The 13579-nt window shown below is 42.9% G+C and carries 9 protein-coding genes, 2 tRNA genes and 1 rRNA gene; 7 read left to right on the forward strand and 5 right to left on the reverse strand.

All coding sequences use genetic code 11. The features are described 5' to 3' along the window. Positions 1 to 68 precede the first annotated feature (68 nt). The 3 genes from BFG52_RS12765 to BFG52_RS12775 all read right to left on the reverse strand — a co-directional run bounded on the left by BFG52_RS12765 (position 69) and on the right by BFG52_RS12775 (position 1890). Positions 69 to 144, reverse strand: a tRNA-Ala gene (locus BFG52_RS12765). Positions 145 to 219: 75 nt separating this feature from the next. Continuing rightward, positions 220 to 296: transfer RNA gene (locus BFG52_RS12770), tRNA-Ile, on the reverse strand. A 57-nt stretch (positions 297 to 353) separates the two neighbouring features. Continuing rightward, a 16S ribosomal RNA gene (locus BFG52_RS12775) occupies positions 354 to 1890 on the reverse strand. A gap of 668 nt (positions 1891 to 2558) precedes the next feature. Here BFG52_RS12775 and BFG52_RS12780 point away from each other — a divergent pair. From BFG52_RS12780 to BFG52_RS12800, 5 genes are all read left to right on the forward strand, one after another. Continuing rightward, positions 2559 to 3515, forward strand: a complete 957-nt coding sequence (locus tag BFG52_RS12780) for an MlaA family lipoprotein (RefSeq protein ID WP_067556914.1) — start codon at positions 2559 to 2561, stop codon at positions 3513 to 3515. A 393-nt stretch (positions 3516 to 3908) separates the two neighbouring features. Beyond that, on the forward strand, positions 3909 to 4877 hold the full coding sequence (gigA, locus tag BFG52_RS12785) for an RsbU family protein phosphatase GigA (RefSeq protein ID WP_067556917.1): 969 nt from the start codon (positions 3909 to 3911) through the stop codon (positions 4875 to 4877). Positions 4878 to 4990: 113 nt separating this feature from the next. Continuing rightward, positions 4991 to 5512 (forward strand): anti-anti-sigma factor GigB, encoded by a 522-nt coding sequence (gene gigB / locus BFG52_RS12790; protein WP_067556920.1) that lies wholly within the window; start codon positions 4991 to 4993, stop codon positions 5510 to 5512. Between the two features lie 21 nt (positions 5513 to 5533). Next, the gene (locus BFG52_RS12795) at positions 5534 to 6358 is read left to right on the forward strand and encodes a carbon-nitrogen hydrolase family protein (protein WP_067556923.1); all 825 of its coding nucleotides are present in this window, start codon (positions 5534 to 5536) and stop codon (positions 6356 to 6358) included. 111 nt (positions 6359 to 6469) lie between these two features. After that, positions 6470 to 7087 carry a hypothetical protein gene (locus BFG52_RS12800; RefSeq protein ID WP_067556926.1) on the forward strand — a complete coding sequence of 206 codons (618 nt, stop codon included), beginning with the start codon at positions 6470 to 6472 and terminating at the stop codon, positions 7085 to 7087. A gap of 85 nt (positions 7088 to 7172) precedes the next feature. Here BFG52_RS12800 and gspE read toward each other — a convergent pair whose 3' ends face one another. Then, positions 7173 to 8663, reverse strand: coding sequence for a type II secretion system ATPase GspE (gspE, locus tag BFG52_RS12805; protein WP_067556928.1), 1491 nt, complete (start codon positions 8661 to 8663; stop codon positions 7173 to 7175). A gap of 101 nt (positions 8664 to 8764) precedes the next feature. On the opposite strand from gspE, the gene BFG52_RS12810 reads away from it, so the two are divergent. Both BFG52_RS12810 and BFG52_RS12815 read left to right on the forward strand, forming a co-directional pair. Then, the gene (locus BFG52_RS12810) at positions 8765 to 9586 is read left to right on the forward strand and encodes a hypothetical protein (RefSeq protein ID WP_067556931.1); all 822 of its coding nucleotides are present in this window, start codon (positions 8765 to 8767) and stop codon (positions 9584 to 9586) included. A 21-nt stretch (positions 9587 to 9607) separates the two neighbouring features. After that, positions 9608 to 10537: a mechanosensitive ion channel family protein gene (locus BFG52_RS12815; RefSeq protein ID WP_407639254.1), complete on the forward strand. Its 930-nt coding sequence runs from the start codon at positions 9608 to 9610 to the stop codon at positions 10535 to 10537. 229 nt (positions 10538 to 10766) lie between these two features. Here BFG52_RS12815 and BFG52_RS12820 read toward each other — a convergent pair whose 3' ends face one another. Continuing rightward, positions 10767 to 13484: a DUF2339 domain-containing protein gene (locus BFG52_RS12820; RefSeq protein WP_067556937.1), complete on the reverse strand. Its 2718-nt coding sequence runs from the start codon at positions 13482 to 13484 to the stop codon at positions 10767 to 10769. Between the last annotated feature and the right edge of the window lie 95 nt (positions 13485 to 13579).

Genomic DNA, 13579 nt, shown 5'->3' on the forward strand with positions numbered 1-13579 from the left:
TTAAACTCTATAATCGATCTTTCATTTTAGCTTTAAGCTTCTTTCTTAGCCTTACTCATCATAATGAGTGGTGGAGACTAGGAGAGTCGAACTCCTGACCTCCTGCGTGCAAAGCAGGCGCTCTACCAACTAAGCTAAGTCCCCAGCTTAAATCTACGAGATTATTTCGTATCTACTTTTCCGTCACCCTCTCACAAGATACCTTGCAAGCATAGTTAGTGGTGGGTCTGACAAGACTTGAACTTGTGACCCCACGCTTATCAAGCGTGTGCTCTAACCAACTGAGCTACAGACCCATCGTAGACACTGAAGAACAACTTGTTGTGGATTCTTACCAATCACTAATCTTTCGTTAAGGAGGTGATCCAGCCGCAGGTTCCCCTACGGCTACCTTGTTACGACTTCACCCCAGTCATTGGCCACACCGTGGTAAGCGGACTCCTTACGGTTATCCTACCTACTTCTGGTGCAACAAACTCCCATGGTGTGACGGGCGGTGTGTACAAGGCCCGGGAACGTATTCACCGCGGCATTCTGATCCGCGATTACTAGCGATTCCGACTTCATGGAGTCGAGTTGCAGACTCCAATCCGGACTACGATCGGCTTTTTGAGATTAGCATCCTATCGCTAGGTAGCAACCCTTTGTACCGACCATTGTAGCACGTGTGTAGCCCTGGCCGTAAGGGCCATGATGACTTGACGTCGTCCCCGCCTTCCTCCAGTTTGTCACTGGCAGTATCCTTAAAGTTCCCATCCGAAATGCTGGCAAGTAAGGAAAAGGGTTGCGCTCGTTGCGGGACTTAACCCAACATCTCACGACACGAGCTGACGACAGCCATGCAGCACCTGTATGTGAATTCCCGAAGGCACCAATCTATCTCTAGATCGTTCTCACTATGTCAAGGCCAGGTAAGGTTCTTCGCGTTGCATCGAATTAAACCACATGCTCCACCGCTTGTGCGGGCCCCCGTCAATTCATTTGAGTTTTAGTCTTGCGACCGTACTCCCCAGGCGGTCTACTTATCGCGTTAGCTGCGCCACTAAAGCCTCAAAGGCCCCAACGGCTAGTAGACATCGTTTACAGCATGGACTACCAGGGTATCTAATCCTGTTTGCTCCCCATGCTTTCGTACCTCAGCGTCAGTATTAGGCCAGAAGGCTGCCTTCGCCATCGGTATTCCTCCAGATCTCTACGCATTTCACCGCTACACCTGGAATTCTACCTTCCTCTCCCATACTCTAGCCACCCAGTATCGAATGCAATTCCCAAGTTAAGCTCGGGGATTTCACATTTGACTTAAATGGCCGCCTACGCACGCTTTACGCCCAGTAAATCCGATTAACGCTCGCACCCTCTGTATTACCGCGGCTGCTGGCACAGAGTTAGCCGGTGCTTATTCTGCGAGTAACGTCCAATACACTTAGGTATTATCTAAGGTACTCTCCTCCTCGCTTAAAGTGCTTTACAACCATAAGGCCTTCTTCACACACGCGGCATGGCTGGATCAGGGTTCCCCCCATTGTCCAATATTCCCCACTGCTGCCTCCCGTAGGAGTCTGGGCCGTGTCTCAGTCCCAGTGTGGCGGATCATCCTCTCAGACCCGCTACAGATCGTCGCCTTGGTAGGCCTTTACCCCACCAACTAGCTAATCCGACTTAGGCTCATCCATTAACGCAAGGTCTTACGATCCCCTGCTTTCCCCCGTAGGGCGTATGCGGTATTAGCGCTCCTTTCGAAACGTTATCCCCCATTAATGGGCAGATTCCTAAGCTTTACTCACCCGTCCGCCGCTAGGTCCAGTACCGAAGCACCTTCCCCCGCTCGACTTGCATGTGTTAAGCCTGCCGCCAGCGTTCAATCTGAGCCATGATCAAACTCTTCAGTTAAAATCATTAGTGACTTAAGGTCACAATTCTGGCTCATCAATTACTGACAAAAAATTTGCTCAAATAAACTTCGAGTAATTCCTACCAATCAATCAATGATAATATTTTCGATCAATCAACCAGTAAAAATCCACACAAGTTGTTCTTCATAATCTCTTAATGATCTTCTTACTACTTCGTCAGGAGTAAGCTAGGTCGGCTATTCTACGCCTTATCTCAGATAAGTCAAGCAAAATTTAATGTTTATTGAATTACTTTCTAATTCACTCAACTTAACTTATCACTCTGGATTTGCTAAGCATCTGATTTTAAAAAGCTTTTAATCAACATCACCGCCGATGGATGTGCATTATAGGCTATTTATTTTCTGGCGCAACCCTTTTTTCACGACAAACGAGTATTCCTTGAGCAGTCGATTGGTTTTTAAAAAATTAAGTTAAAATATGTACAACGCTATTCTAAATACATCTTGTTAGAATAGCTTTCAATACATAAAATCAGATATATCTATTGTAGTGTTTACGTCCTGCACAGGTATTTTACAGACAGCATAGCTTTTATATATAGCCATTTCATTTTGCATTATGCTTTTTCCAATAAGCAATCTGTTGCGCTAACTATAAAAGACCTTATCATAGACTAGAAGTTCAATAGGTTGAGAAACTTATATGCATCATTATCATCTTTTATGGGCAAGCGCACTCAGTATAGGCTTAACGACAAGCGCCTTTGCACAAGTGACAGATACAGTTGAGCAACCGCCGACGACTGTAGCCACTTCCAGCAATACCCAAAGCACAACCGAGTCTGTCGCATTGCAAACGATCTCTGCAAATACTGAAGATAACAATGATCAAGATAGCTCAGATCCTGAGAAAAAACGTTTTGCAGCATTAAAAGAATTAACGCACATTAAATTCCAAGACTTAAAAGTAAATGCCAATGCTGCACAAGAGGATCAAGTGAAAGATCCCCTACAAAGTCTCAATAGAGAAATTTTTAAATTTAATGACATGTTAGACCGTAATGTTGCCCGACCATTGGCAGTACAATATGCCGAAAAAGTACCTGAAGATGTCCGCGGCGCATATCGTTCTTTTCGTAAAAACATGGGTGAACCGTGGAATGCAGTCAACCAAACCGCCCAAGGTCGCGGCAAACGTGCCTTAAAAACCTTAGGTCGCTTTACAATTAACACCCTAACGTCTTTAGGCTTTGCCGACCCAGCACGTCGTTTAGGCTTAACAGCAGAAGAAGATAGTCTAGGCACAACCTTAGGATATTATGGTGTTCCAACTGGACCTTATTTAATGCTTCCAGTTTTGGGACCAAGCACTTTGCGTCATTCCTTAGACGCACTAAGCGATGGCTATGCCAAACCAACCAATATTGCGATGTTGAACCATCACCAAACCGGTTTGGCTTGGTCTAATGCAGTCTTAGCCGGTGTTGATTCGCGCTCTCAATTCCTTGATATCGAAAGTGTATTACAAGGTGATCGCTATGCAGCAATGCGTGATATCTATTTACAACGCATTAACTTTAGCATTGCCGAGAAGAAAGGTGATGATACCGATGGCATCAGCTTTATCGATGATGAATTTGATGATGAAACCACGCCATAAGTGGTTATGCGAGTCCCTCTGTCTGCCGAGTTTTCATGTCAAAACTCGGCAGAACATGCTTTAATTTTATGTAAAAACACCAAAATCACATCGCATATATTGATGTTTTTTGCACATCGATTTGAGAAAGACCTTAAAATTTCACAATAATTTATTGATAAAAAATAAGCACAAAGCATTGATTAAAATAAAATTAGTGGTTTTAAATCCCACAAAGTTCGGCTAGTATTTTAATTGAAAATACCAGCATAAATGCCACAAAAATAGTAACAACTTGCATATGATAGCGCTATCATCCTACACTTTTCATAGCATAGTATATTGTTTTGACGCATATTATGAATGTCATCGTGACGACCAAACTCACCACGCCAAGGATAATTTGATACTTCTATGTACTTTATTAAACCGACAAGGAAGATTACAAATTTAGAGCAAGTCCTCGCAACCTTGCCCAATTTGCAAATCATCGACATAGAAGATCTACATCTATATGATCCAACGATCATTGCCATTGCGGATGTTGAAGATTTTTTACTCTATCAATGGCCGTTACCAACCATCGTACTGGCACATGAAAACGAAGGTGCTGCTTTATCACAATCATGGGAATTGGGCGCGCTAGCAGGATGGATCTGGAACAAACTCCCAGCGCATCCTGAAAAATCCTTACAAAAAATCGATGCGCAATATAAGCGCAACCAAGATAGCCGTGACTTACCGTCCGCAGCTGATTTACAACAAAGACTCCTCCCCAATCCGATTGAACTACCAAACTACCAGATTGAAACTTTTTTTCAGCCTTCCGCCTATTTATCTGGAGACTGGTATGACTATTGGAAACTCAACGATCATGAGCTGTTGTTTTATCTTGCCGATGTCTCAGGTCATGGTGTGACCAGTTCATTACTGACCTCGTGGATGGCAGCCTTTCATGGTCGCTCAAAAACACCGCGTGAACTCATCAAAAAACTCAATGGCATGCTGGTACAAGAAAATATCGAAAAGCACATCACCATGATTGCGGGGATTTTAGATTTTAAAAGCCACGAATTACGCTGGTCCAGCGCCGGTCACTATCCGCCCGCAATTATCTTTGAGCCACATACGGCTCCCAAAGTACTCAATACCAGTAGCTTCCCTTTGGGTCTCACTGGAGACTTAGAGGTTGAAGAGTTCCACTGTACACTTCCCAAACATGCACGTTTCATTATTTGTTCAGATGGTGCACTTGAACCTTTTGAAGGTGGCTTAAACGAACAGTTCACACAATTGGTGCAACATTTGCAAAATCATTCATTTAAAGTACCTGAACACGTTGCAGATGACGTGGCAATACTCAGTTTAAGAAGAATGAATTAGATTTAAATTCAATTACTTAAGCAAGATATCTTGCGACATCGCTACGCAAAGACTTGAGTATAGACTTGCGCTATGTGATAATTTTCCTATCCTTCTTTGCAAATGGCATTTATATGTCAACAGGTCATGTTGAATATGCAAGATTAGATGGAACGCATATTTTCAAGCTTATTGGGGAAGTGCGTGCGCAGTCTTGTATTAGTTTAGACAAACTTTTGGCAAGGATTGAACAACAAGATAACGTCGTTGGCGCTATTGTTGATTTAACCCAAACCACATTTATAGATAGTACGGTATTAGGTGTACTTGCCAAACTGGGGCTCAAGCTCAAACAAGCACATCAAATTCAAGCTGTCATGCTATCTACCAATCCAGATATCTCGACACTTGCCAACAGTATGGGGCTCGGACAAGTTTTTGTGATCCTCAACTATTGTGGTGATCCCAATATCTGCACCAAAACCCTACTTGATGAGCACATTACCCATCAAGCGATGTTAAATACTGTTTTGGATGCCCATAAAACGCTGATGCGTTTAAATGAGAACAACCAAAACATGTTTGAACCTTTAGTTAAAAAATTAGAAAAACAACAAGATACAATGGATGCTGTATCTAACCAACAAAACGTATAAGCACAATCTAGGATGCCTGCGATGACTTTATTTTCTGTTGCTCAAATGAACGCTCAAGATGATCTTGAAAAAAACTTTCAAGACATTGAAGCATTGTTACAACAAAGTCAGGCGCAGGGTTCTCAGCTGATTGTGTTTCCAGAAAACTTTATTTGCTTTGCTGGCGGGAAACAACTGGAAATTGCTGCGCAATTTGAAAGTATTCAACAGCGTTTACAGCAGTTAGCACATCGCTATAACAGCTGGATAATTGCTGGCACCATTCCCTGCCCTTTTCGTCCTGATGGCAGTGTGATTCGAGATGGTCGTGTCAGAACGGTCAGTCTTTGTATTAGCCCTGAAGCCACGGAGGCACGTTATGACAAAATTCATTTGTTTGACGTGCAAGTTGGTGATGCTGTCGGTGGCTACCAAGAATCTAAATTCTTTGAAGCTGGTGATAGCCCCGTTGTTGTAAATACACCGTTTGGTCAAATCGGACTGATGGTGTGTTATGACCTACGTTTTCCAGAGCTCGCCTTACAACTGCGTCATTTAGGTGCCAATATTCTCACAGCACCAGCCGCATTTACCTATAGCACCGGACAGTTGCATTGGCAGTTACTCATTCAAGCCCGCGCGATGGACAGCCAATGTCAAGTCTTGGGCGCCGCACAACAAGGCTGGCATGGTCCAAAACGACAAACTTGGGGGCATTCTGCTGCAGCCAATAGCTTAGGGCAATTGCAACAGATCTGTGAAAAAGAAGGCAATCAACTCATACAGGTCGATTTTGATTTGCTCGAACAACAGAAAATTCGCAATAATATGCCGCTAATGCAGCACCGTCGTCTCATCCATTTTTAAAGCATCATCCTTATCTTAAAATACTAGCCCTGAGCACGCTTTGTACTGGTCATTTCCCACTCAACCCGATCATTGGCTCTATCGCGAAATGATCTGAACCATGAGCTTACTATGGCTAAACCTTTCATCATTACCACATCTTTCATCTGCCTGATTGCCTGTAGCAGTTTGATTCAATCTGCTATAGCCCAATCAAAAACGGCACAACATGAGCAACAACTTTTAGTCGCGAGTCAGAATTTTGAGCAGTCTTGTGTACGCGCGCTCCCAACAGCAGTACTCCTGAAAACAAATGTGCAACAACACCGCTTTCAACTCAAAAGTACGCAGGGTGATTTGCCCATTGCTTATGCCATCGAGAGTGCTGAGCTTGGACAGCAACAAAACATTCGTATCGAAAACAGCGGCTGTGAATTCTATACTTTAAACATTCAACTGCATTTAAATGCTGAAAAAATCGAACAAAAGCAGCAACTCTGCCAAACCTGCCTAGTGGCTGAATTGAAAAATTTAGCACAATATTTTCAAATAGAAGAGCGTGAGTTTTATCTTGCCGGCATCGAAATCTTAGAACAACAGCTGAAACAACGCCATGCATTTGAAGTCGGTATCGGTTATCAACTCAATGAGACAGAAGATATGCCGCAGCTTGTTCAGTTTAAACAAATTCAAAAACAAGCGAATGGTCAATATTGGATTGAATTCAGCAATAGTATTGGTCCGCTTTAATCACATCGAGATAAAGCCCGCCGACCATGCCGAGACAATCGTCCCCACAACCATGCCTAAGCAATCACGTCCAAACCAGCACAAACTATACCTCGGCAGATTTATTGGTAACACGTAAGACTTCTTCAATGGTGGTCTTACCGGCCAATACTTTACGCAAACCGTCATCTCGTATAGAAGCACTGTGCTGACGCACATGTTGTTCCAACTCATACTCTGCTGCTTTCGAATGAATCAAACGACGTAAAGCATCATCAATGGCAATAATTTCATAAATTGCGGTACGTCCACTAAAGCCAGTATGTGAACAGTGTTCACAACCTTGTGGTTGCGGAAGTTTTAAATTGCCCTCATGTTGAATCGCTTGGAACATTGCCACTGCTGTTGCATCGGCCTCATACCAAGTATGACAATGCTGACATAACGTCCGCACCAAACGCTGCGCAATCACGCCAATCAAAGAACTCGATAACAAAAAGGGTTCAATGCCCATATCTTGTAGACGTGTTACCGCACCAATTGCGGTATTGGTATGTAAAGTTGATAAAACCAAGTGTCCAGTTAATGATGCTTGTACCGCGATTTCAGCTGTTTCTAAATCTCGAATCTCCCCGACCATGACCACATCTGGATCTTGTCGCAGCATCGCCTTGAGCGCGCGGGCAAACGACATATCGACTTTGGGATTAACTTGGGTTTGACCAATCCCCTCAAGTTGGTATTCGATAGGGTCTTCTGCTGTCAGTATATTTTTAGAACCATCATTCAGATCAGACAATGCCGCATAGAGTGTGGTGGTTTTCCCTGAGCCGGTTGGCCCTGTCACCAAAATAATGCCATGAGGTCGATGGACCAATAATTTTAATCGTTCATAGTCTGCCTGTGCCAAACCTAAATGCGTCATATTCAGACGACCGGCTTGTTTGTCGAGTAAACGCATCACCACCCGTTCACCATGTGATGAAGGCAAAGTTGATACCCGCACATCAACCTCACGCCCTGCCAAACGCAAAGAAATACGACCATCTTGAGGAATACGTTTTTCGGCAATGTCTAGCTTTGCCATGACTTTAATCCTAGACACCAGAAGTGGAGCTAACTCACGGCGAGGTTGTACAATTTCCCGCAACTGACCATCAACCCGTAAACGCACAGAGAGTTTCTTTTCAAAACTTTCGATATGTATATCTGAGGCATTCACACGAATCGCTTCAGATAACAAGGCATTAATCAAACGGACGATCGGTGCATCGTCTTGTTGATCCATCAAGTCTTCGGTTTCCGGCACTTGATCTGCCAAGCTTAATAAGTCTGGATGATCTTCCAAACCGGCAGCCACTTGTTGTGACTCTCCTGTTTCACCGGCGTAGCTCGAGCTGAGTAATTGATTAAATTCTTGTTGTGAGCATAATTGATAAGGCGCAGCAATACCAAGGAAACGCCTTGCCTCTTGTATCGCAATCGCACTGGTATTCGCACAATACACAATATAAACTTGATCGCCCTCATAGCGCAGGATCACGGTGTGTCTCTTAGCAAAACTATAGGGAATTTGTAATTGTTTCAAAATTTGCATCGTAACTTATTATGATAAATAAAATTGTTTTGAGTGTACTCTAAGCATATGACACCGTGAAGATCGTTTCAAATAATATTGAGCAGAGGAATACAACGACCTTGTCAAATCATGATGAAGATATTGAGATAGAACGACCCACACGCCGCTGGTGGGGAGAGCAAGAATTTGAGCTCTACCAAACCAAGACTTGGCAATTTGGCTCGTTATTATTCCGTCTCACCCGCGGCTTACAAGAATGGCGTCTGGAATATCATCGTCCAGCGATTCAACACGACTATCAACAACAATGGCATCAAATCAAAGAAAATGATCTGGCTTTTCCCAAGCCGGTACATGTTGAACGCTATATGTTCAAAGAAACCCATCGTGAGTTTCAGTTGATGCCGCGTTTGGCTGATCGCTCTGTGGTGATTAAGCCCGCCGATCCGATTTATATTCCTGCTGGGCAACGTGGCACACTCTATATTAGTACGCCACTGTGGATTTCGGGCTTTGTGCATGGGCAAAAAGAGCCTTTATTTGATTTACCCGTTATTTTACCTAAGGATACGTGGTTTGGTCCCGACAAGCGTAATGGTGAAATGTGTTATGCCACCACCATTGACGGTCGTACCGATCTCAACCAACTCAGAACACGTGCCTTTCGTGCAGTAACGCCAATTCATTTTCAAAACACCAGTATTCACCAATTACGTTTTGACAAAATGAATGTGCCGGTGACGGCGTTGCCTTTATTTTATAGTGAAAGCACAGGGCGATTATGGACCTCACAAATCAAAGTATTTCACGAATCCTCTGAGCGTCAGCCACGTATTCGTATCGAAAACCGCACGCCCCCTTTGGCAGGTGAAGTGATTTATGTACACCCACCACGTAATCCAGGTGGTGCATTATTTAATATGTTTGATTCATTTTTTTAACAGGGAGACAGAATGCCTGAAATGAATGTTTCCCAAGACCTGGTCAAAACCTTAACCAGTGTGCTGGGCAGTTTTAAAGCAGATCGTATTAGTGAAATATTAGTGGCATTGATTTTAACCTTTATTGGTTTCTTTTTAGCGCGCATTATTTCTAATACCTTTATCCGCACCATTGGCACACGCTTTAATGCCCACCAACAACTGGTTTGGCGGCGTGGTATTTTCTATTTTATTTTTATGCTGTTTGTTGTGACCAGCCTAAAAGAAGCAGGCTTTAAACTCAGTGTCTTTCTCGGTGCGGCGGGTATTTTAACTGTTGCCTTGGGTTTTGCCTCACAAACCTCTGCCTCCAACTTAATCAGCGGTCTTTTTCTGATTGGTGAAGGTTCTTTTGAAATTGGCGATACCATTCAAATCACTTTGATCCGTGGGCATACCATTGAGGGAGAAGTGATTTCAATCGATTTACTCTCGGTTAAATTGCTCACTTGGGATAATGTCTATGTACGTCTACCCAATGAACAATTGATTCGTGCCCCCGTACATAATCTGTCTAAATTTCCAATTCGGCGTATTCCCATTCCCTTAGCAATTAATTTTAATGAAGACATTATTAAAGTACGAGAAGTCCTCTTAAAAGTCGCAGATAATTATCCCTTGGTGCTTGCCGACCCGAAACCACAGGTCAGTGTCACTGCCTTTGGTGAGTCTTCTATTGAGATCTTATTTGCGCTTTGGTGTAGACAAGAAAATTTTATTCAAGTCAAAGATGAAATGCATGAACTGATTCGCAATGGCTTTTTGGAACATCATATTGAGATTCCTGTACCGAAAATTGGCTTTGTCGATCGCCCGATTACGCCACATAGCGCACTTGCTGCAGATGAGATTGATCAATATAGTAATAAAGGTCAACACCAATACGATCACAGCGATAAATATGAGCGTTAATTCTTCATATTCAACAGCTATTTTATGCAGCGTATTAGATTAAACCTCTGTTATATTAAGCATGAGATGAATCATTTTATATAGCACCCATTGCACCTAAATAGTCAGACTATTTATCAATGGTATGGGTGCTATCGGCGCATATCAGCAGATCAAATCCAACTATTAGCTAAGGATTTAATACTGTCTCGATCCAAATAGATATTGCCTCAATCCAACCCACTAAAATTTAATGCGGGCTTGAATCCTTTGCGACTGAATCTGGAATCGGTGCCAAATAGGCAATCAATAACATTAAACCACCTGCAATCAAGAAAGAACAAACGCGCATCAAGGTGCCGATATTGGCTAAATCCAATAACACCAATTTAAAATTCATCATCACCAAAATACTGGCACCCAAATACCATAGCCCCCGTATCGACTTGGCTGTGGCAAGCGTCATCATAATAAAAGCAATACTGCTCCATAAGACCGTTAAACTTAATTGCACCGTGGCATCAAACCATAATGCTGTCTGGTTATACGGTGTCTCGGCATATACATGCAAGGCACGTAGTAAAATATAGCTGCAAGTCCATAACAAACTAAATACCGCTATCATTGCCAACAACCCGTGATCGGAACGAAGATGTCGCTGATGATTGAGTAAATATAATAAAGCCGTCAGCATCAATATACTCATCAAGTCAAAACTATTGCAGAGCGGTAGATAAAAATGTGATGCCGAAAAAGAGAAATTTAACTGTGCATAAACCAACCAAATCAGAAAAAATAAAAGCATGGCATAACAGTCTAAGGCCTGACCTTTTCCATTCTTAAACAGCAAAGCGACGCTATACAGCCAATACGCCATAGGACCAACACTACTAGCAAGAATGAGATGTTGTGGCCAGATTGCAATACCCAACATACTTAAGCAAAATACACCAACGCCCATACAACATTCGCGCGCAAAAATTGTTTGCTCAGCTTGCTGTTGTAATGCAGACCATGCCAAAAATAAACAACTCGCAGAAAATAATAAAGCAGCACTCAGGTTTGGCCACTGCAATGCATGTGGGAAATGATAGTCAAATAAGACCATCAGTGCGTAAATACTCAATACAAGTAACAGCAAACATTTGGCTGGATACCACGTCCAACGTGCCTGACACGCACGCATATATTGCTGACACAGCATAAATAATGCACTACATAGCAATAATGCCCAGATTTCATCCATTGCACTGGCATAAAATAAGGGGATGAGCCGCAATAAAATTAGAAATGCAGCCAACATCATTAAAGCCAAAAACACACTCAGTGCTTCGCCAAGTTGGCGTCTAAAAGCAGGTCGATGGTTCGCCCATAGTACCGCTACGATATAAATAACGGCAAGACTCAGCTGAATCCAGAGATTTAACTCGGGTTGCTGTTGGTCATAATATAAACAAGACAGAGCTGCGGCAAAAAATAGACCCAGTGCAACATAACGTGCCACGATAGATTGACGCTGTAATGCCAAAATCCAAACCAATAAAGCCGCCAAGCCCCAAACACTGATACTCCATGCTTCTGGCGCCAGTATTGCTGGAATAAACAACAAGAAAATTAAACTCAGACTCAAATAGCTATCGGCAATAAAAACAAACTGCTGGCGTGAGCGACAATAATATGCCAACCCTGCATGTACCCCAGCAAATACTAAGCTACAGCTGACCTGCCAAAAGCTTTGCTGAAAATACAACAGATAAATCAGAATAAATGCACTAATCGGGGCAGCAAACAACATGGCCACATCTAAAATTGGGCGCAATTGAAAGCCTTGAAAATCCTCTCGCATCAATAATTGGCTATAACGGAAACTGAGCCAGATATAAATTGCACTGTGTAATAAGATCAGCAAACTGAGTGTCGATGCACTAAAATCTTGATGCTGCCACGCATAGCCTACAGCGATCGTGAGGCTAATCATAAAGGCTAATTGATTAAGAATTTTCCAAGGTCGAATACTGGTCAATAGCGCGACAATTGCCAAAACCAACGCATAATACGCCACTAACTGCTGTGTTGTGATGCCATCTCGTAACGGTAAACTAAAGGGAGCAAGATAAGCCACCACCATTGCCATTAAAGCCAATTCTAAAGCTTGTTGTTTAAGGCTTAGGGCTATTGCTAGCAGCATAATCAAGCAAAATAATAAACTGCAACTCCATAAGCTCAGCAGCAGCTGATTATAATAGGCAAAGAATAAAGCCAAACATAAACCCGCAATGGCCAATCCCTGTAAGCCCAAAGCAAAACCACGATTTTGCTGACCTAATCTATAACCAACAAATAAAACCAGCAAACACACAGCAGAAAAAACTATGAGCTGCCAGGCTAAATCTAATTGCCAATGTTCACTGGCAAAGCGGAGTAATAAAATAATCCCGATCACCAGTACCACAATCGCGGCTTTTAACACGGGATTGCCCTGCCACAACCATTGTTTGCACTGCGCCCAAAAGCCTAAAGTCTCGGGTGGTGCGGGTGTTTGCGCTACCAGCTGCGTGGGCTGAAGACTCGCTTGTATCGGATCTTGTTCGCTAGGCGGCAGTTCTGCAAGGCGTTGTTGAATCTGTGTTAGCGTATGTTCAATCAATCGTAACCAACGAAAGAATAAGAACAACCAAATACTTAAACTCAAACTCAGCAACCAATACCAATCCAGCAAGCCGGCACATAATGCCGTCATAATACTCAAATAGAGTGGCCATTTTGCTGTCGGCTGTATGCCTTGTTGCAGACGCTGCGCTGCCCATATACTCTGTTGCTGTAACTGAGAGACATAATGCATCACACTACAAACCAGTGCCAAAATACATAAATAACTGATTGCGTGTAGCTCAAAAAACCATGCTCCACCTGTAATCAGGCTAAGCCCCATGAGCCATATAAATTGAATGTCATGATTTTTTTGCATATAACACAACAGTATTACAATAGAGGGTTTTGATCATAACCGAAGCCATCTCTATTTAAATAGTCATTGTCAGTTTTAAAGCGTAACCAGCATGC

The organism is Acinetobacter larvae (assembly GCF_001704115.1).
Taxonomy (GTDB): domain Bacteria; phylum Pseudomonadota; class Gammaproteobacteria; order Pseudomonadales; family Moraxellaceae; genus Acinetobacter; species Acinetobacter larvae.